Annotated in this window: 25 protein-coding genes and 1 pseudogene; 12 read left to right on the top strand and 14 right to left on the bottom strand. The window is 58.3% G+C overall.

Going from position 1 to position 24030, the window contains the following annotated elements:
• Window positions 1–16: 16 nt before the first annotated feature.
• On the bottom strand, window positions 17–916 hold the full coding sequence (locus HX868_RS04550) for a LysR substrate-binding domain-containing protein (RefSeq protein WP_177002059.1): 900 nt from the start codon (window positions 914–916) through the stop codon (window positions 17–19).
• A 144-nt stretch (window positions 917–1060) separates the two neighbouring features.
• Between HX868_RS04550 and HX868_RS04545 the strand changes: the two genes are divergently transcribed.
• Complete coding sequence (locus HX868_RS04545; RefSeq protein ID WP_016979634.1) at window positions 1061–2089, top strand: amino acid ABC transporter substrate-binding protein; 1029 nt, start codon at window positions 1061–1063, stop codon at window positions 2087–2089.
• A gap of 12 nt (window positions 2090–2101) precedes the next feature.
• On the opposite strand, the gene HX868_RS04540 is transcribed toward HX868_RS04545, so the two are convergent.
• From HX868_RS04540 to HX868_RS04520, 5 genes are all read right to left on the bottom strand, one after another.
• Window positions 2102–3115, bottom strand: coding sequence for a diguanylate cyclase domain-containing protein (locus HX868_RS04540; protein WP_177002058.1), 1014 nt, complete (start codon window positions 3113–3115; stop codon window positions 2102–2104).
• A 174-nt stretch (window positions 3116–3289) separates the two neighbouring features.
• A complete protein-coding gene (locus HX868_RS04535; RefSeq protein WP_095013479.1) occupies window positions 3290–3598 on the bottom strand; it encodes an XRE family transcriptional regulator in 309 nt (102 codons plus the stop codon).
• A 10-nt stretch (window positions 3599–3608) separates the two neighbouring features.
• Window positions 3609–3950, bottom strand: a complete 342-nt coding sequence (locus tag HX868_RS04530) for a type II toxin-antitoxin system RelE/ParE family toxin (protein ID WP_177002057.1) — start codon at window positions 3948–3950, stop codon at window positions 3609–3611.
• A gap of 192 nt (window positions 3951–4142) precedes the next feature.
• Window positions 4143–6032, bottom strand: coding sequence for an alkaline phosphatase D family protein (locus HX868_RS04525; protein ID WP_177002056.1), 1890 nt, complete (start codon window positions 6030–6032; stop codon window positions 4143–4145).
• Between the two features lie 449 nt (window positions 6033–6481).
• Window positions 6482–7270, bottom strand: coding sequence for an MlaA family lipoprotein (locus tag HX868_RS04520; protein WP_177002055.1), 789 nt, complete (start codon window positions 7268–7270; stop codon window positions 6482–6484).
• Window positions 7271–7435: 165 nt separating this feature from the next.
• Between HX868_RS04520 and HX868_RS04515 the strand changes: the two genes are divergently transcribed.
• Both HX868_RS04515 and HX868_RS04510 read left to right on the top strand, forming a co-directional pair.
• Window positions 7436–8146, top strand: a complete 711-nt coding sequence (locus HX868_RS04515) for a response regulator (RefSeq protein ID WP_177002054.1) — start codon at window positions 7436–7438, stop codon at window positions 8144–8146.
• The gene (locus HX868_RS04510) at window positions 8143–9459 is read left to right on the top strand and encodes a sensor histidine kinase (RefSeq protein WP_177002053.1); all 1317 of its coding nucleotides are present in this window, start codon (window positions 8143–8145) and stop codon (window positions 9457–9459) included. The genes HX868_RS04515 and HX868_RS04510 overlap by 4 nt, the downstream gene beginning before the upstream one ends.
• 11 nt (window positions 9460–9470) lie before the next feature.
• Here the strand turns inward: HX868_RS04510 and HX868_RS04505 are convergent, their stop codons facing one another.
• The 3 genes from HX868_RS04505 to HX868_RS04495 form a co-directional block, all read right to left on the bottom strand.
• Window positions 9471–11714 (bottom strand): ATP-binding protein, encoded by a 2244-nt coding sequence (locus tag HX868_RS04505; RefSeq protein WP_177002052.1) that lies wholly within the window; start codon window positions 11712–11714, stop codon window positions 9471–9473.
• On the bottom strand, window positions 11711–12325 hold the full coding sequence (locus tag HX868_RS04500) for a biliverdin-producing heme oxygenase (RefSeq protein ID WP_177002051.1): 615 nt from the start codon (window positions 12323–12325) through the stop codon (window positions 11711–11713). The genes HX868_RS04505 and HX868_RS04500 overlap by 4 nt, the downstream gene beginning before the upstream one ends.
• A 194-nt stretch (window positions 12326–12519) precedes the next feature.
• Window positions 12520–12900, bottom strand: coding sequence for a response regulator (locus tag HX868_RS04495; protein ID WP_177002050.1), 381 nt, complete (start codon window positions 12898–12900; stop codon window positions 12520–12522).
• Window positions 12901–13087: 187 nt separating this feature from the next.
• Here HX868_RS04495 and HX868_RS04490 point away from each other — a divergent pair, with 187 nt between their 5' ends.
• The 3 genes and pseudogenes from HX868_RS04490 (at window position 13088) to HX868_RS04485 (ending at window position 14265) form a co-directional block, all read left to right on the top strand.
• Entirely contained in the window at window positions 13088–13462 is a 375-nt protein-coding gene (locus HX868_RS04490; RefSeq protein ID WP_177002049.1) for a c-type cytochrome, read from the top strand.
• 3 nt (window positions 13463–13465) lie between these two features.
• A pseudogene (locus tag HX868_RS30645) lies at window positions 13466–13624 on the top strand (two-component sensor histidine kinase); the annotation flags it as partial.
• A gap of 68 nt (window positions 13625–13692) precedes the next feature.
• Complete coding sequence (locus tag HX868_RS04485) at window positions 13693–14265, top strand: hypothetical protein (protein ID WP_177002048.1); 573 nt, start codon at window positions 13693–13695, stop codon at window positions 14263–14265.
• Here HX868_RS04485 and HX868_RS04480 read toward each other — a convergent pair.
• The 3 genes from HX868_RS04480 to HX868_RS04470 are packed head-to-tail and all read right to left on the bottom strand — an operon-like array spanning window position 14204 to window position 16232.
• Window positions 14204–14761, bottom strand: coding sequence for a hypothetical protein (locus tag HX868_RS04480; protein ID WP_343047982.1), 558 nt, complete (start codon window positions 14759–14761; stop codon window positions 14204–14206). The genes HX868_RS04485 and HX868_RS04480 overlap by 62 nt on opposite strands.
• A 4-nt stretch (window positions 14762–14765) precedes the next feature.
• Complete coding sequence (locus HX868_RS04475; protein WP_177002047.1) at window positions 14766–15053, bottom strand: colicin E3-like toxin immunity protein; 288 nt, start codon at window positions 15051–15053, stop codon at window positions 14766–14768.
• A gap of 15 nt (window positions 15054–15068) precedes the next feature.
• On the bottom strand, window positions 15069–16232 hold the full coding sequence (locus HX868_RS04470) for an S-type pyocin domain-containing protein (RefSeq protein WP_177002046.1): 1164 nt from the start codon (window positions 16230–16232) through the stop codon (window positions 15069–15071).
• Window positions 16233–16395: 163 nt separating this feature from the next.
• Between HX868_RS04470 and HX868_RS04465 the strand changes: the two genes are divergently transcribed.
• Complete coding sequence (locus tag HX868_RS04465) at window positions 16396–16692, top strand: ArsR/SmtB family transcription factor (RefSeq protein ID WP_016979613.1); 297 nt, start codon at window positions 16396–16398, stop codon at window positions 16690–16692.
• A gap of 179 nt (window positions 16693–16871) precedes the next feature.
• Window positions 16872–18053 (top strand): MFS transporter, encoded by a 1182-nt coding sequence (locus HX868_RS04460; protein ID WP_177002045.1) that lies wholly within the window; start codon window positions 16872–16874, stop codon window positions 18051–18053.
• Window positions 18054–18189: 136 nt separating this feature from the next.
• Here HX868_RS04460 and HX868_RS04455 read toward each other — a convergent pair whose 3' ends face one another.
• Window positions 18190–18561, bottom strand: a complete 372-nt coding sequence (locus tag HX868_RS04455) for a PH domain-containing protein (RefSeq protein ID WP_016979611.1) — start codon at window positions 18559–18561, stop codon at window positions 18190–18192.
• 127 nt (window positions 18562–18688) lie between these two features.
• Here HX868_RS04455 and HX868_RS04450 point away from each other — a divergent pair, with 127 nt between their 5' ends.
• Entirely contained in the window at window positions 18689–19324 is a 636-nt protein-coding gene (locus HX868_RS04450; RefSeq protein WP_177002044.1) for a LysE family translocator, read from the top strand.
• 8 nt (window positions 19325–19332) lie between these two features.
• Here the strand turns inward: HX868_RS04450 and HX868_RS04445 are convergent, their stop codons facing one another.
• Window positions 19333–19662, bottom strand: coding sequence for a hypothetical protein (locus HX868_RS04445; RefSeq protein WP_177002043.1), 330 nt, complete (start codon window positions 19660–19662; stop codon window positions 19333–19335).
• Between the two features lie 176 nt (window positions 19663–19838).
• On the opposite strand from HX868_RS04445, the gene HX868_RS04440 reads away from it, so the two are divergent.
• The 3 genes from HX868_RS04440 (at window position 19839) to HX868_RS04430 (ending at window position 23837) form a co-directional block, all read left to right on the top strand.
• The gene (locus HX868_RS04440; protein ID WP_177002042.1) at window positions 19839–20375 is read left to right on the top strand and encodes a sigma-70 family RNA polymerase sigma factor; all 537 of its coding nucleotides are present in this window, start codon (window positions 19839–19841) and stop codon (window positions 20373–20375) included.
• On the top strand, window positions 20372–21337 hold the full coding sequence (locus HX868_RS04435) for a FecR domain-containing protein (protein WP_177002041.1): 966 nt from the start codon (window positions 20372–20374) through the stop codon (window positions 21335–21337). Before HX868_RS04440 ends, HX868_RS04435 begins: the two co-directional genes overlap by 4 nt.
• Before the next feature lie 91 nt (window positions 21338–21428).
• A complete protein-coding gene (locus HX868_RS04430; protein ID WP_177002040.1) occupies window positions 21429–23837 on the top strand; it encodes a TonB-dependent siderophore receptor in 2409 nt (802 codons plus the stop codon).
• Window positions 23838–24030: the final 193 nt, after the last annotated feature.

Raw genomic sequence — 24030 nt, 5'->3', positions numbered from 1 at the left:
AAATAAAGTCGCCGGGTCATGACTGAAAGTCGGGATGTGTGCCGACGTACTCCACCATCCAGTTGAGGAAGGCTTTCACTTTGGGAATCTCGCCGGCATGTTCGGCATGGGCGATGAAGTGCGCGCCACTGCTGGGCATCGCATAGTTCCAGGGAATCATCAGGCTGCCCTGGGCGAGCTCATCCGCCACCAGATACTGCGGCACCAGCGCCACGCCGTAGCCCGACTGCGCCGCGCGGATGCACATGTAGAACGTGTCGAAACGCGGGCCGTGGTAGCTGTTTTGCGAGTGCAGGCCCTGTTCCAGGAACCATTCGTGCCAGGCTTCCGGACGCGAGGTGCATTGCAGCAAGGTGTGGCGCGACGACGCATCGCTGCCTTCGGCGACGAATCCTGGCGCACACACCGGCACCACGGCCTCACGGAACAGCTCGATGCAGGTCGCCCCCGGCCATGAGCCCTGGCCGAAGAAAAATGCGATATCGGCCTTGGCCTGCAATACGTCGAAAGGCTCCAGCTCGTTGCGCACGTCCAGATGGATATTCGGATGTTTCGCCGCGAAATCCTTGAGCTTGGGCACCAGCCAGCGGTCACCGAAGGTCGGCTGGGTGGCGATGCGCAGCACTTCAGTCTCGCCGCCGTAGGTGAGGATGTAACGGCTGGAGATGTCCACCTGGGTGAGGATCTTGTGCACTTCGGCCAGGTACAACGAGCCCGCCGGCGACAGATACAGGCGCTGACGCACCCGTTCGAACAGGTTGTGGCAAAGCATCTCTTCCAGCTGCGCCACCTGCTTGCTCACCGCACTCTGGGTCAGGTGCAGCTCTTCGGCGGCGCGAGTGAAACTCAAATGGCGGGCGGCGGCTTCGAAGCATTGCAGGGCGGTCATCGAAGGGGTCAAGCGTTTTGAAATCATGCAGTTCATTCCAAATCGGAAGGAGCCTTTGCCTAAAGGTCGTTTGTGGCAGCGGCGCAAAGCCGTTGATACTGCCCGGCAGCACTATAAACCGGCGCGGGCTGTGGGGCGCCGAATAATAAGGAATGACAGGGAGCGCCTTGCATGAACCCATTCAAAACTACTTTGGCCGCCATCGGTGCCACCGCCGTGCTGGGCTTGGCGAGCACCGCCCAGGCGGGCACGACCCTGGACGCCATCCAGAAAAAAGGCTTTATCCAGTGCGGTGTCAGTGACGGGCTGCCGGGCTTCGGCGTACCAGACAGCAAGGGCAAGATGACCGGTATCGACGTGGATGTGTGCCACGCCGTGGCGGCTGCGGTATTCGGTGACGCATCAAAAGTGAAGTTCACCCAGTTGACCGCCAAGGAACGCTTCACCGCGCTGCAATCCGGTGAAATCGACCTGATCTCACGCAACACCACCTGGACCAGTTCCCGTGATTCGGGCATGGGCCTGGTGTTCACCGGCGTTACCTACTACGACGGCATTGGCTTCCTGGTGAACAACAAACTGGGCGTCACCGCAGCCAAGCAACTGGACGGCGCGACGGTGTGCATCCAGGCCGGCACCACCACCGAGTTGAATGTCTCGGACTACTTCCGCACCCATGGCATGAAATACACGCCGATTACCTTCGACACCGCCGACGAAAGCGCCAAGGGCCTGGAAGCCGGGCGTTGCGACGTGCTGACCACCGATCAGTCGGGCCTGTACGCCCAGCGCATCAAGATGGCTCATCCGGACGAGTTCGTGGTGTTGCCGGAAGTGATCTCCAAGGAACCGCTGGGGCCGTTGGTGCGCAAGGGTGATGACGAGTGGTTCAGCATCGTCAAATGGACCCTGTTCGCGATGCTCAACGCCGAGGAAATGGGCATCACCTCGCAGAACGTCGAAGAGCAGGCCAAAACCACCAAGAACCCGGACGTCGCGCGGTTGCTGGGAACGGACGGCGAATACGGCAAGGACCTGAAGCTGCGCAAGGATTGGGTAGTGCAGATCGTCAAGCAGGTGGGTAACTACGGTGAAGTGTTTGAACGCAACATAGGCCAGGGCAGCGTGTTGAAGATCAAGCGCGGGCTCAACGCGCTGTGGAACAACGGCGGCATCCAGTACGCACCGCCGGTTCGCTGACACACTGGGGTGTTATTCGGACACCCCATCCTTTCCCGCTGCCTTGGCGCGATACAACGCCTGATCGGCGCGCGCAAGCAAGGCGGCGGGGGCCTCCTCCGTTTGACGCTCGGCCACGCCCAGGCTCAGGGTGACCTTGAAGTCATCCCGGTGCGGGCTGTTCTTCAACTTCAGACGGATACTCGCCGCCATTGTTTTTGCGATTTCCACCGAGGTTTTCGGCAGGATCAGCACAAACTCATCGCCACCCCATCGAGCCAACAGGTCACCTGGGCGAATACAGCTTTGCAGGCATTCAACCACCTGCACCAGCGTCTGATCGCCCACACCGTGACCGTATCGATCATTGATCGACTTGAAATCATCGATGTCCATGGCGATCAGCGCCAGCGGCAGGCGAAAGCGCTGGGCGCGGTCGCACTCTTCCAGCAACACTTTTTCCAGGCGGTAGCGATTGGCGACCAGAGTCAGGGCATCCCTTTCGGCCAAGGCGCGGTTTTCATCCAACTGCAGTTGCAACTGTTGATTGACTCGTGACAGCTCGCGGGTGCGTTCGGCCACCAGCGCTTCAAGGGATTGATTGCGCCGTTCCAACTGTTCGACGGAGCATTTCCTTAGATGAATATCGCGGTGGGCGCCCACCATGCGCGCCACCGAGCCATCCTCATTGCGCGCAATCACGTAGCCGCGGTCTTCGATCCACAGGTAGCTGTCATCCTTTTTGCGGCAACGATACTCGGCCTGGTAGTGAGGGGCGCGACGGTGGATGTAGTCGTCGAACACTTTCATCACCTGGGGGTAGTCATCCGGGTGGATCACGTTCTCCCAAGTGAATACGCTGTTCTCCAGTGCATGGCGATGATAGCCCAGCATTTCGTACCAGCCTGGGTTGCGGTAGACGAACCCGGTATTGGCGTTCCAATCCCAGATTCCGTCACTGACCAGCTCCAGGACGGTGTGCAGCATGTCGGCGTTGAAGTGAGAGAAATCCTGCTTTAACGGATTATTGTCGGAGGTCTCGTTCATCTGCGCATTTCCTTGCGTAGGCAGGCGTCTGAAGCCCGCCTTGGTTGTCGCCGATACTCCGTGGCTGGGGCTACTGTACAACGCGGGCTGGAGGCTTTGAATAGGGCAGATGTACGGCTTAAGGAGGAAGGCGGATTGCCATTACTCTATTTTGATCGTTTGATGGAGAGTGGTTCAGGTGAACGAAGGGCTTGCGTCTGGATCAGGTACAAGCCGAACTTCAACTCGCTGGCCCAGTGCCCTTGCCGCACTGGCCAATGTGGCGAGCGTCATACCAGCATCGTTCTGATCCAATGCCCGGTCCACTGCGGTGCGGCTGGTATGCATGCGCTCAGCCAGTGCTTTTTTACTGACTTTCTGGGACTTCATTGCTTCGACTAATTGCCAGGCGATAACGCGCTTTAATGCACCGGCAGATACCTCTTCAATGAGCCCTTCATCTTTGAGGAACTCATCGAAATTTGAACCGATATGCTTGTTCATGGAAAAAACCTCATAGGTTGCCTTTGCGACGTCGTGCGGTGTCCATCTCTACCAAAGGCGTTTTCTGGCTTTTTTTGATGAAGCCGTGTAGCAGTACCATCTCGCAATCAACCAGCGTAAAAATGACCCGTGCGATACCTTTTCCAAGGTCGACTCTTATTTCCCAAAGCCGGTGTTCAAGCTTTCGAACCAGAGGCATCCCCTGTGGCCACCCATATTGGACGGACTTGATGTCTATCCCGATGAGTTTTCTTGCTTCCTTTGGTAGATCCATCAGCCACTCACGGACGGGCTCATTACCAGCCTCGGTTCGATAAAAAACTACGTTCAACACGAGATGTATATTGTTCACGGGCGAGTGTACCAAAAAAGGTTCATGTGACCATCGGCGATTGAAGAGACTTATCGCGAAGAATGGTCAGAGCCTGGCACTTTTTTTGGTGGGTTAAGGAACTGAATTTATTCAGGAAAATTCAGTTAAAACATCTGATTGGGACATCCCTGATAGTTTGGTATGAACTCGGTTTTATGCCCGTGGGAAAGTTTACTTTGGCGCCACCATCCTCGTCGGCACCTTCCCATCCGCATTGTGTTGGTAAATCGCTTCAGGCTGACCTCGCTCATTGAAAAACACCTGGCCAATCCCCGCCGAATTCCATAGCCGCTCACCGGCTTCGGCATGCTCAGGAATATGTGGCACCACCTGCATGGTACGGCGGCGCGTAAACCAATTTAGGGGCGAACGGGGTGAGTAGAGCCAGCGGTTGAGGCGGTCGAACCACTCCAGTAAGCGTGGTGGGAATTCGTTCTTGATACCGCTGCTGGTGATCTGCCAGATCCTGGGGCCGGCGTTGCGATGGCGGATCAGCACTTCGTAGACGAACGAGTAGTGCACGTCACCGGAGAGGATCACGTAGTTACCCGGCGTGCGCGAGTGGCGGAAGATATTGAGGATAACTTGGGCGGCGCCACGATGGGCCATCCAGTTTTCCGCATCGACGAGCAAGGGGTGGCCGCACCAGCTGAAGACTTTCTGCACCGTCTCGATCAGCTTGACGCCAAAGATCGGCGCGGGTGAGACGATGATGGCCGAGGGGTGGTCCAGCAGTTCCTGTTGCAGTTCGCTCAAGGCTTCCCAGTCCAGCAGGCCGGAGGGTTGCTTGAGGGTGAACTCGCTGCGCCAGCGCCGGGTGCGGGTGTCGAGCACTACCAGGGCAGGGTTGGTGGGCAGTACGTAGTGCCAGCGTTGAAATTTCAGCAGTGTTTCGAGCAGTTCATCCTGCGCGGTGGCGTCAAGATGGTTGGCTTGCGGCTGAGCAGTGAGCGCTTGGGTCTGGTTGATCAGTTCAGCAAATACGTCCGGTTGGTTGCCCCAACCTTGGCACAACAAGTAGGCCAACAGGGCGTTGCCGATGATGCGCTTCGAAAAGGGGTGGCCGTAGGCGGTTTCTTCCCACTGGGCACTGAGGTTCCAGTCATCAGTGATGTCGTGATCATCAAAGATCATCAAGGTGGATAGGTGCGCAAAGACCCGTGCGACGCCTGGCAGGCCGTCGCGGAATCGGTCGATCTGGATCTGTTCACGGGCGTAACGCTGCTGTCGTTCTGCGTTCAGGTGCGGAGGCTGAGGCGCGATCAGCGTCCAGGGCGTCGGCGACCACACCAGCAAATACATTGCGATGACTTCGGCGAAAGTCACCAGGTGGTTGTCGGCGGTGCTGCTGGTAAAAATTGGTTTTTTCACACCGCCAAAGAAGCGTTCGCGCAGGGTTTCGTTGCTGTCCAACGCCGGTAGCAGGTCGGCGCGATGGTAATAACTGGCGCTATGTCCATAGAGGCTGGCGCTGTCATCTACCACAGCGCCCTCCAGGTATTCATCGAATAAACCCAGGCGTGCAATCAATGCATGGATTGCCCGCAGCATCGGCCCAGCGACATCGTCGGCGTAGACTTGGTCGCCGCTCATCATCAACAGCGCCGGGCGGTCGGCAGGCGTTTGGGCATCGGCCAGCAGGCGATCGACACACAAAAGACCCTCGTCGGCGCTGTGATGGGGTTTGCGGCATGAGCCGTGAACCAATTGATGGATGCGGCTGTGCAGCACGAAGCTCGGGAACTGGGCGTTGGCGTACAGCAGGTGCGGTGCCCAGTCGGCGATGCTGGTGTTGTCGAACAGCAGGTCGTAGCTGATTTCCACGTCCAGGGGCAGTGCGTTGTCCAGTGTCACATCGATCAGGTGGATAAACGCGTGGCACCCCACCGGTACGACCTGACAGTGGTCAAGGGGGACTTCCAGGATTCGGGCGGGTAGATGGAGCCTCAGGGTCAATGCCAGTGCTTGACTCCCCACCAGCCACAACACCAGGCGCCGTGGTTCGAGGCGTCGCAGCAGTGGTCCAGCCAGTACGGCGGGCAGTGTGTGAGTGAGAGGCATGCAGGCAAGATTTCCAGACTGGATTTAACCCGCAAGATTAATCCAGTGAATGTCATGATTTTGTTAAGGCAGAGTACGAAGGGCCGTGCACTGCCCTTCGTCTAATGCGGTTTAAAGCAGATTGCCTCTACCGAGGCTGTCTAGCCCACCTCCGGTCTTACGGCGCCGATCATTGACGGCCGAGCCTTCAGGATCAGCAGCGCTCTGTTGCGTATGTGTTGCTTCAATGCTGCGCTTCCTGCGCTGGGGCTCTGCATCATCCTGCTGCAGGGGAGGGTATTGAAAGCTGCCCAGTGAGTGATTGATTGCGCCAAGCATGAATGTTTCCTTCTAGTGAGTAGAGGGTCACTTCGCCTGTTGGAGCGAAGTGAGGCCAAACTTATAGAGGACGAAACGGGTCAGCTATAAACGCGCTGCTGCAAGATATGACCAGAGGGTGGCTGGCGCTTTCAGAAGTCATCCGAGGCGCTGTTCGCGCAACTGTCTAGACCGGGAGAGGTAGCGCCTTGCTTGCCCTCCCGCACAAACGCCGCGCGATTGTCCGCCACCACATTACGCAATGCGCTGTAGTAATCCGGCAGTTTCTGCAGGCTGTCGGTGAGCGGCAACAATGACGCCCGTGTATCGACCGTACCGCCGACCAGGCTGACGGTGCCCAGGGTCTGCACCGTGTCGCTGTCCCCCAGTGGCGAAACCAGGAAGCTCAAGACCTTGCCCGCAGCGTCCCGGCTGTTGCTGGTGCCCAGCAATGGCAATTCGACGATCGGGCCGTTACCCATGCCCCACACACCGAATGTCTGGCCGAAGTCAGCGGTGTGGCGCGGGATGCCCAGGCTGTCGGACACGTCGAACAGCCCCACCACGCCCACCGTCGTGTTCACTGCGAAACGCCCTAGGGTATTGACCGAGCGCCGGGGGTTGCCTTGCAGCAGGTCGTTGATAAACACCTTTGGCTCGCTGAAGTTGCTCGCGAAGTTATGCACACCCTGCTGGAAAAAATCCGGCAGGTAACGGTAACCACGGGCCACAGGGGCGAGGGCGTAGTCGTCCACCGCACGGTTGAATGCAAACACCCCACGGTTGACCGGCTCCGCCGGGTCATACACCGGGTAGTTCACCTGTGCGCACTGCGTGGTGGGCGTTACGGGCGCCGGGCTCGCACAGCCCGTCAGGTAGGACACAGTCAGCAACAGCACGGCCTGGCGGGCCAGATGTTGGGGGTAGGTCAGCGAGCGCATGGGGGACGGCCTCTGCAAAAAGGAAGCCGATGCTGGCACTGCCGTCTTGCGCAAAGATGTCTGGTTTATTGCGCCATTGACGCTTTATTGCACGGTTGAAATATATGACGCGCCGCGCCGAATGGTTTTAGATGGCACCTTGTCCCAGCCCAGTGAAGACCGTCGGTGAGCAACCTGTTGATCGTGGACGATGACCTTGAAGTCCTCGCCCTCCTGAAGAAATTTTTCCTGCAACACGGCTATGCGGTCGAGACCGTGGCCAGTGGCATCGAGCTGTGGGCGGCCATGGAGCGCCAGCCCGCCGACCTGATCATCCTCGACCTGATGCTCCCCGGCGACAACGGCCTGTTGCTGTGCCAGCGCTTGCGCCAGCAATACGCCACGCCGGTGATCATGCTCACCGCCATGGGCGAACTCAGTGACCGTGTGGTGGGCCTGGAAATGGGCGCCGATGATTACCTGAGCAAGCCTTTCGACGCGCGTGAATTGCTGGCCCGAGTGCGTGCGGTGTTGCGCCGGGCGGGGGAGAACCGGCCGCCCTTGGGCGATGCCGCGCGCCCGCTGATCCGTTTTGCAGGCTGGCAACTGGACCTCACGCGCCGCGAATTGCGCTCGCCCGATCAGGTGATGATCCCATTGTCATCCGGCGAGTTCGACCTGCTGCTGGTGTTTGTCGAACACCCCCAACGGGTGCTCAGTCGCGAGCAATTGCTGAACTTGGCGCGCGGCCACAGTCACGATGCGTTCGACCGCAGCATCGACGTGCAAGTGAGCCGCCTGCGCCGCAAGCTGGAATTCGATACCAAGCGCCCGGCGATGATTCGCACGGTGCGCAATGGTGGCTACCAATTCACCGCCAGCGTGACCCGCTCATGAGGCGCCCACGCGATACTGTGGCGCGCTGGATCGCCCTGACCATCTTGATTGCGATGTTGACTGCATTGGCATTCAACGCTTTGTTTGTGCAAATGGCAGGTGTGTGGGCGCGACCACCGCTGACTGAAATCGGGTTGTTGGAAAGGATCGCCGTGGTCGTGCGCGTGGTCGAGGCCTCCGACCCGTCGCAACGTTCACGTCTGGCCCAAGCGGTAGGTGACGAAGCGTTCAGGGTGACCTGGGCCGCGCAGCGCCAGGCATTGGGGTTACCCGTTCTGGCCGACCCTGATTTCCACTCGGGCGAGCAGGTCTTCAAGCACCTGCTCCAAGGGCCACCTCGTCCGATGGAGGCGTATGAGCCGTCTGACTGGCCCGGCGGCAACGGCCGCTATGCGCTGCTGGTGCAATTGGCTGACCGCTCCTGGCTGATGTTCAGCGCGCCGTCGCGCAGTTGGGGTTTGGATGATGGTGCACGCAGCCTGATCGTGGTGCTGCTGGTGCTGATCTCGACCGCGCTGGTCACCCTGGTCGCGACCCGCCGCCTGGCCCGCCCTCTGCAGCACTTCACTCAAGGCGCGCGGCGCTTTGGTGCCGACTTTCGGGCACCGCCCATCGAGCCGGTCGGCCCGCACGAAATCCGCCAGGCGATCCTGGCCTTCAACAGCATGCAGGCGCAGTTGCGGCATTTCATCCAGGATCGCACCCAAATGCTCGCGGCCATTTCCCACGACCTGCGTGCGCCGTTGACCCGCCTGCGCCTGCGCGGGGAGTTCATCGAGGATGCTGATCAGCAGCAAAAGCTGTTTCGCGATGTGGATGAAATGCAGGCCATGATCAACACCGCGCTGGAATTCTTCCGCGACGATGCCCGCCTGGAACAAGCCACCCAACTGGACCTCGCGGAATTGCTGCAAACCCTGATCGACGACTACCGCGACCAGGCCATTGACCTGACCTTTCGCGGCCCGCCGCGCCTGGTGTACTTCGGCCGACCGTTGGGCCTCAAGCGCGTGATGACCAACCTGATGGACAACGCGATTCACTACGGCACCGCGCCGGAGATCGAGTTGCAGCAGAGGAATGGAGAGGTGGTGGTTCGCGTACTCGATCGCGGGCCAGGCATTCCCGTTGAGCATCGTGAGCAGGTGTTCCTGCCGTTCTATCGCCTTGAAGGGTCACGCAACAAAAGCACGGGCGGTGTCGGCTTGGGGCTCTCCACCGCTCGGGCGATTGTGCTGGAACATGGCGGCACCTTGACCCTGGCCGAGCGCCAGGGTGGGGGGTTGGAGGCGGTGGTGGTGTTACCTGTTTAGCCCAAGGTCCATCAGGTATGCGAGTCGTCAATCACCTTCGGCACTGTGAACCGGAACTCACTGCCGCGACCCACCTCACTCTCGGCAACGATCTTGCCGCCATGGGCCTGGACGATGCCTTGCGTGATGTACAGTCCCAGCCCGCTGCCAGTCGGATTGTTTTCCGCTTGAGTCCAGTAGCGATCGAACACGTGAGGCAGTTGTTCCGGTGCAATACCTTCACCGGAGTCACGCACCGAGAACACGATTTCTTCGCCATTGCTCATGGCGCTGATACCGATGTTGCCCTGGCGCGGGGTGAACTTGATGGCATTGCCGATCAGGTTCGACAGCACCTGGAACAGACGCTCCGGGTCGGCATTGATTTGCAGCCCAGGCTCGGCGTTGAACGACAGGTCGATGCCTTTCTCCATCGCCAGGGGCGCCAGCAGTGAGTAGGCCTCGTCGAAGATCTGGCTGACATCCAGGATCACTGGCCGAACCACGTAACGCCCGGCCTCGATTTTCGAGGTGTCGAGCAAGTCTTCCAGCAACACATTCATACGCCCGGCGGCCTGCTGCATGGTGTCGATGGCCGAGGAAATCCGTCGCGATGTGTGTGGGCCGTCAGAGCTGAAGGCCTTCTGCATCATGCCGCACAGCATCGAGATCACCGTCATCGGGTTGCGCAGGTCGTGGGACACCACCGCCACCAGTTCATCGCGGGCGCGCACAGCTTGTTGCTCGCGGAGCACCTGGCGGGCCAGGTCGTTTTCCAGGGCCGAGCGGCGCAGATCGTTGGCGGCAAAGTGATCGCCATGGCTCCACTTGGTGGAGATGCCGGCCATTTCCACTTTCCAGATTTCAAATGAGGTGCGTGGGCGAAGGCGCAGGCCGGCGTCGGAGTTTTCCAGGTCCAGCGGTTTTTTCGGGTCGCCGCTCCAGTTGATGTTCTCCTTCACTTCCGGGCGGAACCACAGCACGCCGTTATCCACAGGCTTGGGCAGACTCATGGCCAGCACGCCACTGGCTACCTGCTGGAACTCGGCGGCCGGCGGGTAGACCGACGACAGGTTATGGCTGGAGAACACCGGCTCGCCACCTTCCTGCAGCCACTTGTGCAAAGCACGGATCTGCGCCGGCTCCGGGCAGTTGCCGTAGCGGTGCAGTTGCTTGTCTTCGATGATTGCCACGCCGCCGGACAGGGTCAGGTCCATCAGCAACTGACCTTGCTGGGCCAGGCCGTCGAACACGTTTGCTTCCGAGCGCTTCATCGCCTGATCAAGCAAGGCCAGGGCCTCGACTTTCTCTTCACGCTGACGGCTCAGGTCCAGGGCTTCCATGGCGCTGATTTGCAGTGACAGCACCTGGCCGATGGTTTGGCAGGCCGTGCGCAGGTCATTGGGCACCAGCAACGGATCACGGTTGCCGCAGCTGATCAGGCCCCACAGTTTGTCGCCCTTCATCAGCGAGATACTCATGGACGACAACACGCCCATATTCTGCATGTACTGGCAATGAATCGGCGACACGCTGCGCAGGGTGGCGAAGCTCAAGTCCAACGGCTGGCCGGTGTCCGGACGCAGCTTGGGCAGCAGGGGCACGGGCTCGTAGGCCGCGTTCGGGATGATGCGTAGCCAATTGGTGCGATACAGCTCACGGGCTTGCTCCGGGATGTCGGACGCGGGGAAGAACAGCCCGTTGAACAGCTCCATGGACGGCGCCGACGCTTCGGCGATCACTTGGCCATGGCCTTCGTCTTCAAAGCGATAGATGAGTACCCGGTCGTACCCAGTCATGGCCTGGATTTCATTCACGCTGATTTCGTACAGCGCTTGCAGGGTTTTCGCCGACTGCAAACGCTGCAGCATTTTGCCCAGGTCACTGGTGCGACCATTCAGCGCCCGTGGGCGGAAATCCTTGACCAGCGGTTCGAACTCCAGCACCAGCACATTTTGATGGCGGTGCAGCAGGCCTTCGAATTCCGCGCCGTTGAATGTGACATGCAAAGGGGGGGCATCGAAGAACGTATGGTTTTCGGCCATGACGGCAACCGCCTTGGCGTGCTCCGCGCCTACCAACGTGTGCAGTGGCTGGCCCAGCAGCGCATCGGGGGCATGGCCAAACAAATTGGCGATGTTGGCGCTGACCTGGATGATGTTCAGGTCCGGCTCCGACAACGTCAGCAGCACACCGTGGGGCTGGATCGCTCCAGGAAAACGGATGGGCTCGTCGGCACAGTTGGCAAGCAGCTCTTCAAAATCTTCGGGTTTCATAGCAGTACCTCCTGGCTGTCGAGCCATTGCTCAAAACAGCTGAATGTTGATCGGGCAGCGTCCACTGCGCGCTGTTTGGCTGGCGCGTCGAGTGGCTGGTCGCCCAGGTAATCAAGAAAGTCTTTCCAGCGTCGGCCGGTTTCTACTCCGTAGATATTGAGAAACGCACCACCGTTGTCGGCACTCACACTCAGGCGCTGGTTCATTTCCCGGCGCAGTACCTGGCCGCCCAGGGTCGCGCCTTCGAGTACATACAAGGCGCCCAGGCAGGCAGCGGGAGTGTCGAACGTGGGGAGTTCAAGGCAACGGGGCAGGGTGTCGACAGCTCGGTCATCCAGGCCTAGGGCATTGAGATCACTGACCAGCGTCGGCGTTTTCACACGCAACGCGGAGTCGTAGCCGTCAGGAATCAAGCCACTGTCGTACAGTGCTGACTCGACTGCACCATAAAACCCGTAATACGCCTGGAGTAAGCGCAGGTACCAATCGGCATCCAGTCGTTCTGAGAAAAACGGCAGACGCTTTTCCAGCGCCACATGCAGCAGGGCCGTGCCTGTGCGCAACGCTTCCAGCAATGAGGGCGCACCAACGTCATGGGCCTGTGAATGCATTCAGTAAGCTCGAACTGTGGGCCTTTCGACCATGAATGACGCGTGGAAATGGGCGACGATTCTACACACCTCAAAGCCTTCTTCTGAACGCACAAGGCGAAAAGGCTGACCAGCGGATCAGAAAAGTCGCTCCTTGCTCATCAATGACCGCAGCGCTTGGCGCGAAGTTCGGTTTAAATGATGTCGTGACGCTATCAATGCATGGACGATCCTTGCTGGGTCAGGGCGGTTTGCACGCACCTGAGCAAAATCTCGGCGCTCCACGGTTTGGGTAAAAAACGCACAGAACCACCCAGTTGCGCGGCCAGCTTGGTGTTGCCGGAGGTAAGCAGCACCGGCACGGTTGGCCAACGATGGGCCACCACCCGACTCAAGTCATAGCCGTTGAGCAAACCGGGCATCTGAATGTCGCTGACAATCAGGTCCACCGGATCATCGCCCCGTTCCAGATAAATCATCCCTTCATCTGCCGAGGGAAACGACGTCACCACCGCGCCGAAATCCTCCAGCACATCCACCATCAACGCCCGAATGATTTCGTCGTCTTCCAATACCAAAATCGATGGCTGAGCCATGATCGTTACTCCACCATCAGGGTTCAGTAAGGTGGAGTAGACCACCGCCCGATAGGTTCGATTGGATGTATTTGAAGCGATGGGTGGTCGTTCAGAGGGCTGCGGCGCTACGTGAATCATGACCTGAGTGGCCATTGGGGCCGGACAAACAGGCATAATCCTCTCTCTACCTGTTGTGGAGCCGTCCATGAAGTACGCCGTGTTCACCCTCGCCTTGATCCTCAACGCGAGCCCAACCTTCGCAGCCGGTGACGCCGAGGCCGGCGGCAAGCTCTTCACCAAGACCTGCGGCGGTTGCCACAGCATCGGCGAAGGTGCGCGAGGTGGGTTCGGGCCCGAGCTCAACGGCATCATCGGAAGGCCTGCCGGGACCACCACGGACTATCAGTACTCCGACGCGATGAAAAACTCCGGCGTGGTCTGGACGCGCGACAAACTCGCCGCCTACATCGAAGCACCGAAGAAAGTGGTGAGCGGCACGCGCATGATTTTCTGGGGCATCAGTGATCAGGAGAAAATTGAAAACATCCTGGCGTACCTGGAAACCTTCCAGCCCAAGTGATCACTCGCGCGCGTTTCTGAACGTCGAGGCAACGCCAATGGCGCGGGGTTGGGCTTGGCGATTGTCGAAATGATCGTGAGCAAGATCGGCTGTCGGTTGGCACTGCATAACCGTGAGCAAGGTGGGTTGTGCGCGCAGTTGGTGTTTAACGAATCGGCATAGTGGCGGAACATTCTGTTTAAACGCGGGTCCAGTCATTACTCACTCTCACCCCGATAAGGACATCCCCCGTGAAGCGAATCGCGCTGCTCTCCATCGCCCTGGCCCTGGGCGCCTGCCAATCCAACCAACGCGACTCATCGCCCAGCCTGCTCAAGGACGGCATTCAACTGCGCCAGAAAACCGTGGCCGTGGATGCGGAGCACGCCAAGGTCATCATGAAGGCCACCGGCGGCACCAACCCCGTCGAATTTGCGATCCGCCGCGAAGGCGACCCCGACCAACGCCTGGAAACCCTCGGCACTGTAATGGACACCGGTGAAGGCAAGGTCTTCAACTGGATCGCCAAGCTGAACCAAACGGTGGCGAGTGCGGGGTTCAAGCGGTTTCCACAGTTGGAGATTCAGGCGGACCCTGGCAAGAAACTCACCGTGTCTAGCTCGGCGAGAAGCCAGGGCAATGGGGCTTATTACAGCTGCGGGCCGGTGATGAGCACGTTCAGCCCAGAGAAGGCCAAGGTGTATTTGGTGGAGTTTCAGTTCCTGCTCAACCGTGCGGCGTGTGCGCTGCAGGTGTTTGATGTTACGGATCCGGGGAATCGGGTGTTGATTGGGGGGGCGGGGAGTGAGGTGAAGGAGGGATGAACGCGGGCGTTGGCCTCCGTTTGCGTGGTAAAGGCTGGGCGAATACCACACCGTTGAAGGTGTGGGTGTAGCCATCGCAAATGGGTTTCATCTGCTCGGGCGTCAGCTGTGGATTGACCTTTTGCAGCAGGCCGGCTTCGTCGATACACAAGCCGCTGTAGTAGCTATTTTCATCTGTTCTCACGTAGTCATGCTTGTCGCTTTCATGTTGCGCAACTATCCAGAACACCGGCTCCGGGCGATTCAGGCGGGCGTTGGCTTCGCTGAAAACCTGATCCCAGGGATGACCGACTTTGGATAGGAGGAAGCGGAATAGTGGGGTGTAATCAAACCCGTGTTGATGGTGGCTGTGCATTGAGCCTCGAGTTGATAGGGTGCGCTGTGCTTTTTTGCTGTGGCGTTCGTACCGGTAAGCGCCGCAACTCCCGTGGCGTACGCCATGGGTTCGGGTGTTGACTGAGCGGTAGAGGAGGGGCTTTTGCAGTACAGGTCTCATTGCATCAAAACTCCTTGTTAGGTTGCTTGGGAGGTGGTGGCCAGGCGCCTTGGTAGCGGAAGGAGATTTGATAGTCGAAGTGGTCGGGTTCAATCATGTGTTGGAAGTACGGTTGAATAATCGCTAGCCATTTAGGCAATACGTTGAATACATCTGCATATATCGCAGTTTCTTCAGCTAAACCCAACGCTTCAAAAACGCCGTCTGAATCTTCGATGTCCGCTGAGTACTCATGCGCTTTCAAGTCATTGCTGTGCTTTTCGTACCATCGTAATTTGATTTTCATCACCATTTTCCGAGTTCCTCGTTATCTGTAGATTCGACGTTTCGGGTCCGCCGGGCCTCGACGTTCGGCGGTGTAAGGGTCAAACGCGCCTAGGTGTTCTAGATCACTGTTCCGATAGACTTCCAGCTCGCCTTTCTTGGAATCCCATTCAAATATCTTTCTTCCTTTTGCGTCTATCCAGCGCTCGCGTAAGCCGGCTCCACCTCTTCTTGGTGTCACAGGTTTTTGGGGGATCAGACCAGGGAAACCTGTTATCTCCTCGGTTTCGGGGGCAGGGAAATAGTCATGGTCTGGGTTTCTGAGCCCTTTCCTTGGATTGTTGATTACCACATACAGTGGCCGAACCCCCGACTCCACCGGGAACACCAGAATAAAATCCCGATACTCCGGCGGGTAAATCGGGTTCACCAGAATCTGCGCCGCCTTCTCCGTCGGCGGGTAAATCCATATCACTGGCGCTTGCGGCGCAGCCTCCAGAGCCGGAATACCTAGCGTGTCGCCTGGATCCACGGCAGGTGTCCAGATCAGCTCCACACCTTCACCCAAATCCGCCACAAACTGATCGCCGCGACTTTGGAACTGCACCACATCAATCATCTGCCAGTCAGGGTTGTTGCCTGTGTAAAAACCATACCCCTTGAGCGTGCCGTCCTCCTTTTGCTCGATATGCAGCCGCATCTGCGAACGCGCCCGTTGCATCGAGCGCAATTGCGCTTCGCTGTAGAGCGCGCTATCGCCCAATTCCGACGGCCAAGCCAGCGCCACCAAACCTGTCAACAATCCACCAGCAGCGGACACGACGGCAGTAGCCGCGGACTCCAAAACTGCCGAACGCAATGCCAATTGCCCCAGCCCAGCAGGCAAAGCGCTACCACTGATCTTGCGTAAGGCAACCGTCCCCCGGCTGTCCACTTCACGCCCACCCAACAGGCTTAAATGGCTGTACTCCTTGATCAACTCCAGCGGGACGTAACCGGCTGGGTTGAAGTAGTGAGTGATGCCGTCAGGCAGTTGGCAGGGCTTGATAAAGACGCAGCCGGGAGGTTTGGCTGTCGCGGGTGGCGGGGCAGGGGATGCCTCGAAGTAATCAACAGACGGCGAGTACGGCACACCCGATGGCTGCGGGGTCAGGATCCGTCGCTTGCGTAACTCTTCTTCTGTGGGTGGGTAAAAGCGTTCTGACATGTCGGCTCACTTCCTTGTGCGAGGGAGTGAGCGTACAAGGGGGAGCCGGTGGCAGATATTGGCTTTGTTCGATAGGGCGTGTGGGAAAAGTCTGCGGGAAATTATTCCGCAGGCCTTCCATTTCTTGTTGTCAAACGATTAGCTAATAAACTAATCTTTCGCCATGACTTCAATCCTGATCCAGACCAACGCCCTCGCCAACCCAAACCGGTTGCAGATCCTTGAATTGCTCAAGGAGCCTAAACTGCACTTCGCCGTAGGCGAGTTTGATGAGCATGAGGGGGTTTGCGGCCTGTACATCTCCGAAAAGCTGGGCATCTCCGCGCCCACAGCGTCAGCCCATCTGAAGGTTCTGGTGCAAGCGGGCTTCCTGAGCTCCTTACGGGTCGGCAAGTTCACCTATTTCAAGCGTGTTCCACGAGGGATGGACGCGTTTGCGGAGGCGGTAAAAACGATATGAACGCGTGGCTTTAAAGGTTTTCATTTGTCTGTAAGATTAGTGTATTAGCTAATTGATTAATTGAATAAATTTCCTATCAGCTCCGCCATGGGGCAGGCACAAGGGTGACGTAATGAACACCGAGAACCCATTCGATTCGAGAAAACCTTCCCACTCGTCAACTGAGGGAAATCGCTGATATGTCTAACGCCTTCAGAATTTTCCTGCTCGCGTTTATTAGCTTTCTGCTGGGGACGGCCGAATACATCATCGCTGGGATCCTGGGGCTGATTTCCCAAGACTTGAAGCTGCCGATCCCGGTGATTGGCCAGATGATCACGGTGTTCTCTATCGCCTTTGCCGTTGGCACACCGATTGTGATTACCCTCACAGCACGCATGGACCGTAAAAAACTGTTGGTCCTGTTCATGCTCATATTCGCAGCGTCCAACGTGATCATGCTGGCGTTCAGTAGCTACAGCCTGCTCAACGTCGCCCGCGCAGTCGCGGGCCTTAGCGCTGGCGTGGTGGAAGTGGTGCTGTTGACCCTGGCGGCACTGTTGGCGCCACCGGGTAAAAAGGCCAGTGCTATCGCAACTGTCGTCATGGGCTTCAGCGCGGCCTTGGTGGTCGGTGTCCCGTTGGGGCGGGTTATCTCCAGCCTCATGGATTGGCGGTTCATTTTCGTCGGTATAGGTGCGCTCACTTTATTCTCGTTGGTCGCAGTCCTCCTCTGGATTCCCAATACTGAAGGCGAAACAGCGATTCCACTCATCCAGCAACTCAAACTATTCAAGAACAAACAGATTTCCATCCTCTACGTAATGACACTGTTCTGGATCAGCGCGTTTTCCATCATCTATTCCTATATCACCCCATACTTGTCCGGCATTACATACATGGCCGAGGGCGGAATCAGTGTGATGCTGCTGGTGTGCGGCGTGGCCAGCATCATCGGTTCGCAACTGGGTGGCCGGTTCACCGATAAGTCGGGCTATGTCTTCACCCTGTTGGGCGGGCTGCTGATTCATTGCGCAACGTTGGCGCTGTTTGCATTCTTCGGGCACATCGCCTGGGCCATGTGCGTCCTGCTGATTACCTGGTCCTTGTCCGCATGGTCCTCGGGACCTGCATTGCAATTGCGCCTGATCAGCCTGGCGCCGGAATCAACCAGCATCATCTTCAGTTTCTACACGTCGATGATCCAGTTCGGCATGGCGGCGGGTGCAATCGTGGGGGGATTGGTAATTCAAGCCGGGATGTTGGGGGCTCTACCGGTGGTGGGAGCCATAGGCGTGTTGGTTTCATTGCTGTTGCTGGCGAAGGTGGTGCAAGGGAGTGGTGAAGTAGTGCTTGGAGGATGTGTGTCGGAAGAAGGGTGATGGGCTCAGCCTGATGATCCATTTTGGTGACTGCGATTTTCATTTGTTGCAGACAAACAACGCAGGGTGCATCTGTTCAATTCGGGTTTGCAGTAAAGAAGACCTTGGGACGCCAAGGTCTTTTCTTACCTGTTGATCAGCCCAACAGATGCTTGGAAATCAACCGCGAGATTTCGACGATCGAGGTCTTCCCGGTAAATTCGAATTTCACCTTCCCCAACGACGAAAAGTAAATCTCCAACTCCGAATCCAGGTCAAACGTTCCGGACGTCTCCACCGAATACGCGACGATGTTCTTGTACGGCAGCGACGTGAAATCCTTCTTGCTTCCGGTAATCCCCTGCACATTCACCGCGATAATCCGCTTGGTGGTAAACACCACCCCGTCACGCATGGCCTTGTACGCATCCACCACTTCTTCGCCGTCCAGCAGCAGGTCGGCGACGCGTTCGGCGTATTCGTTGTTTTGCTTGAGTTTGAAGAAACCTTTGTTGTTGAAGTCGATCATGGGCCTGCCTCTTGGGTGTATGCCGTTTTGCTAGCGGATCTGTATCTAACGCGGGCATTTTGAACGCCCTACCATGGCGGCCAACCTTACAACCTTGGCCAGATGTTTCAAAAAGTGGAGCCCCATCATGCCTGAACTGTCCAACTGGCTGGCCTATGCGTTGATCTCACTCGGCATGGTGCTCACCCCCGGCCCGAATATGATCTACCTCATTTCCCGCTCGATCTGCCAGGGGCGCACGGCCGGGTTGATCTCCCTGGGCGGCGTGGCGCTGGGGTTTCTGGTTTATATGCTGTGCGCGGCGCTGGGGATCACTGCATTGGTGATGGCAGTGCCGTTTGCCTACGACGCGTTGCGCTTCGGCGGGGCGATGTACTTGGCGTATATGGCTTGGCAGGCGATCCGACCGGGTGGGCGCTCACCGTTCCAGGTGCGGGATTTGCCCAAGGACAGCCCGCGCAAGCTGTTCACCATGGGCCTGGTCACCAACCTGCTGAACCCCAAGGTGGCGGTGATGTATTTGTCGTTGCTGCCCCAATTCATCGACCCTAACGGTCACGGCAGTGTGCTGGCGCAATCGCTGGCGCTGGGTTTTACGCAGATTTTTATCAGTGTGAGCGTCAATGCGGTGATTGCCACGATGGCGGGTTCCATCGCGGTGTTTTTCGTCACTCGGCCGGGGTGGCAGGTGGTGCAGCGTTGGTTGATGGGGTCGGTGTTGATGGGGTTGGCGGTGCGGATGGCGGTGGAAGGGCGGCGGTGAGTTGTGCTTTATAGGACGGCTTTGAGATAGTCCTTGAGTGCGCCGAGCGGGGCGTTGAGTTCATCCAATGTCGACGCTTGGTGTGCATCCACCGCCAGCCGTTGCAGTTCGCGGCCCATCACGGTATCGGCGCCACCCAGGGAATCGAGCGCCAGCGTCAGGCATTCATTGAGCTTCATCTGAATCCCAACCAAATCCCCCTGCCGCACCAACAACCCAAACACCTCGCGGTCATACCCCTCCATCACCGGATCATCCCGTAAAACCGGGCTGCCGCCGTCCGTCTCGTGCACCAGCTTCAGTGCAAAGAGCGCAACCGCTTCCAGCGTCAATTCCATGGTTTCGCTTCCTCGGCGTCTTTGGGGGATTAGGGGAGGGCGATGATCCCTGTTCTGTGACGGAAAAAAAAGACCTGGGCTATACGCCTGCTGTTGCAGTGCGGTGGCTTTTGCTCGTTGTAGTGGCCAGTTTTTCTCATTACCATTGGGAATAATTCTTATTCGTAGGGCTTTGTATGCCCCCGCTTCCCGAGCCCGTCGCCGCACCTTTCAGTGTTGGCAGCCTGTATTCGGCCCATCACGGCTGGATTCAACGCTGGCTGGCCCGAAAACTCGGCAATGTCAGTGATGCCGCCGAGCTGGCTCACGATGTCTTCGTCAGGTTGTTGAGCCATCCGCGTGAATTCGGCAGCGATGGACATGCGCGTGCGTATCTCAGCACGTTGTCGCGCAATGTGTGTGTGGATTTCTTCCGACGCAAGCAGGTAGAGCAGGCCTGGCTTGAGGTGTTGGCGAGCCGGCCTGAAGACTGTGTGCCTTCGGAAGAACATCGCGCATTGGTGCTGGAGGCCCTGGTGCATGTGCAGGCGATGCTTGATCGCTTGCCGGCCAAGGTGTCCGAGGCATTCTGCCTGGCTCAGATCGAGGGTTTGAACTACCGCGAGATCGCGCTGCGTATTGGGGTGAGCGAGCGTACGGTCACCAAATATATTGGCCAGGCCATGTTCCAGTGCATGGTGCTGGAGGCTGAACTGGATGGTGCCTTGTCATGAGCACCAACCCTGGTGGCCTCGATCACGCCACCCTGCAACAAGCCGCTGACTGGTTCGCCCGCCTGAGTGCCGAGCCCGATGCCTTGCCGTTGCATGAGGCCTGGCGCCAATGGCATGCCCACAGTGAGGTCAACCGGCTGGCCTGGAGCTATGTCGCACGTGTAGGCCAGCGCTTTGCGCCGTTGCAGGACGATGCCGTGGGAGCCAGCAAGACGCTGGAGAGTCTGCGGCATTCTCAGCGTTCGCGGCGTCAAGTGTTGCGCGGGTTGTCGGTGCTCATGGGCGGCACTTTGTTGGGTTGGGCCGGCTGGCAACAGCGCTGGTTGTCGGGGGGCTGGAACACGGATTTCCATACCAGCACCTCGGTGTTGGGCGAGCAACTGTTGGCTGACGGGACGCGCATCTGGCTTAACAGCGGTACGGCATTGGATGTGAATTTCAGCGCCGGCCAGCGCGAGTTGAAACTCTATAGTGGCGAAGTCCTGATCAACACCGGCAAGGACGGGCGACCGTTCGTGGTGCAAACACCTCAAGGCCGCTTGCGTCCGTTGGGTACGCGCTTCAGCGTGCGTGAGCTGGACGGGCACACGTTGCTCAGTGTGTTCGAGGGCAGCGTAGAGGCTGCCTGTGGGGATACTGATCAACGCCGCATCCTATCGGCGAGGCAGGGCGTTCTATTTGATCGACAGCGTCTGGCCGCAACGCAACCTGCTCAACCTGGGCGCGAGGCTTGGGCAAAAGGCGTATTGATGGCGAACGATATGCGGCTGGGGGACTTCATTGGTGAGCTGGCCAGCTATCGCCATGGCCATCTGGGCATCGATCCCCAGATCGCCAATCTTCGGGTGATGGGTACTTATCCACTGCAAGACACCGATCAGGCACTGGCCATGCTTGAGCAGGTCTTGCCCGTGCGCATCGAGCGGCGCTTCGCCTGGTGGACCACGGTGGTTGCGCGCTGACACTTTTTGCATCTCGTGCTTCCGGTTTTGGCTGCTCATTCGAATTAGAGAAGGACAACGGCTTGACGCCTCCTTCGACCGGAACTGTTTTATGTCCTCATTCCTGCGTAACTCACCACAACCTTTGGCGCTGGCTATCGCGTTTGCCTTGGCCATTCCCTCTAGCCTGAGCATGGCGCCACTGGCGGTAGCCGCTGAACAATCGAGCGTGCAGACCTACGATCTGCCAGCCGGTGCCCTGGCCGACCAACTCAACCAACTCGCCACCCAGGCCGGCATCTACCTGGCGGGCAATGCCGCGCTCACCGCCGGCAAGACCGGTGCGGCGCTGCGCGGCAGTTACACGGTTGACCAGGCGCTGCAAACGCTATTGGCGGGGAGTGACCTGACGGTGGTGCAGACCGGCGAGGGGCGCTATCAACTGCAGCCGGGTGCGGGCGGGGCTTTGCAATTGGGCGCGGTGTCGATCTCCGGCATGGCGCCGGGTTCGACGACCGAAGGCACCGGTTTGTACACCACGTATTCGTCCAGCAGTTCGACGCGGCTGAACCTGACCCAGAAAGAAACCCCGCAATCGCTCACGGTGATCACCCGCCAGCGCCTCGACGACCAGAAACTCACCAACCTTACCGAAGTGCTGGAAGCGACGCCGGGCATCACTGTGCTGCGCGTCGGCGTGGGCGCGGAGAACGATACTTACTGGTCCCGTGGCTTCCAGATCAACAACTTCGAAATCGATGGCGTCCCCACCTCGGCGCGCTTGGACAACACCACGCAGAACACTACGATGTACGATCGTGTTGAAGTGGTGCGCGGCGCCACTGGGTTGATCAGCGGTTCGGGTACGCCCTCAGCGACCATCAACCTGATCCGCAAGCGCCCGACCGCCGAAGCTCAGGCCAGCATCACTGGCGAGGCGGGCAGTTGGGACCGTTATGGCACCGGCTTTGATGTGTCCGGGCCCTTGAACGACAGCGGCAATATTCGTGGGCGCCTGGTGGTGGACTATAAGAAGCAGAACTCCTGGGTCGACCGCGTCAACACCGACTCGCAATTGGTGTACGGCATTTCCGAGTTCGACCTGAGCGACGCCACCATGCTCACGGTGGGCTTCAGCTATATCAACAATCAGGTCAACGACCCGCTGCGCACCGGCTTCCAGATGTTCTACAGCAATGGCAATCGCACAGACTTCAGCCGTTCGGCCAACAGCGCACCGGACTGGGCCTACAACGACCGCAAGCAGACCAACGTCTTCACATCTATAGAGCACCAGTTCGATAACGGCTGGAGTGGCAAAGTGGAAGTCAGCCACACCCAGAATGAATTCGACGAACTGATCAACTATATGAATGGTGATATCGACCAGGTCACCGGGCAAGGCGCCTATCTATATCCCAACCGCTGGTCAGGCACGCCGCGCCAGAACAACCTTGATGTCTACCTTACCGGCCCTTTCAGCCTGTTTGGGCGCGAGCATGAGTTGATCACTGGCGTCACGATGTCGCGCTACAACGAAAATACCCCAAGTCACGGCGGTTGGTTCGGCCCCTGGACCGGCTACGACGGCACTGTGCCCAACATTTTCAACTGGAACGGCAGTGGCGCCAATCGACCGGATACCACGCCAGTGGGCAAGACGCACATCGAAGAAAACCAGTACGCCGCCTACCTGACCTCGCGCTTCCATGTCACCGACAACACTGCTGTCATCCTAGGCAGCCGTGTCACCGACTGGAAGCGCAACAACGAAGTCAGCGTTTACGCCGACCCGTCCCAGAACACCGAAAGCAAGGAAACCCGTAACGGCGTGTTCCTGCCCTACGCCGGAATTGTCTACGACCTGAGCGAGACGTGGGCGGTGTACGCCAGCTACACCAAAATCTTCAACCCGCAGGCTTATGGTGTTCACGACGAAAACAACAAAGCCCTCGACCCGCAGGAAGGTACTGGATACGAGGTTGGGGTAAAAGGCAGCTTCAACGACGACAAACTCAATGCCAGCCTGGCGCTGTTCAAGATCGACCAGGACAACCTGGCGGTGTATGTGCGAGCGCCGGATATCTACCGCCTGGAACAAGGCACGACCACCAAAGGCGTCGAGTTGGAGCTTAACGGTGAGTTGAGCGTAGGCTGGCAGGCGTCGGCGGGGTATGCGTACAGCGTGAGCACCAATCAGGACGATCAGCGCATTGTCACGACCAGCCCGCGGCATAGTCTCAAGACTTTCACTACTTACCGGCTGCCGGGTGTATTCAACAAGGTCACCGTGGGCGGTGGCGTGAACTGGCAGAGCAAGACGGGGATGGATCTGCATACGTTCGAGCAGGGGAGTTATGCGCTGACCAATGTGATGGCTCGGTATGACATCAGCAAGAACCTGAGTGCCACGCTGAATGTGAACAACGTGTTTGATCGTAGCTACTATGCGTATGCTGACAGCTGGAGTGTTTATGGCGCACCCCGGAATATCATGACCAGTTTCAAGTACGCCTTCTGACGGCGCCGCCCGGACGGGGTCTTCGGTAAGGAAAAAGAATTTCCATGCGGGGGTTGACCACGAATTTTAAAGCTGTATTATTCGCCTCCCGCTGACGAGAGATCGGAAGCGCAAGTGGTTGAAGTTGTTGAAGAAATCTTCGAAAGCTTCTGAAAATAATCACTTGACAGCAAATGAGGCTGCTGTAGAATGC

Source organism: Pseudomonas reactans (assembly GCF_013385825.1).
Classification (GTDB): Bacteria; Pseudomonadota; Gammaproteobacteria; order Pseudomonadales; family Pseudomonadaceae; genus Aquipseudomonas; species Aquipseudomonas reactans.
Note: the sequence above shows the minus strand (reverse complement) of the source record. Positions and strands in the feature narration are given on the sequence as shown.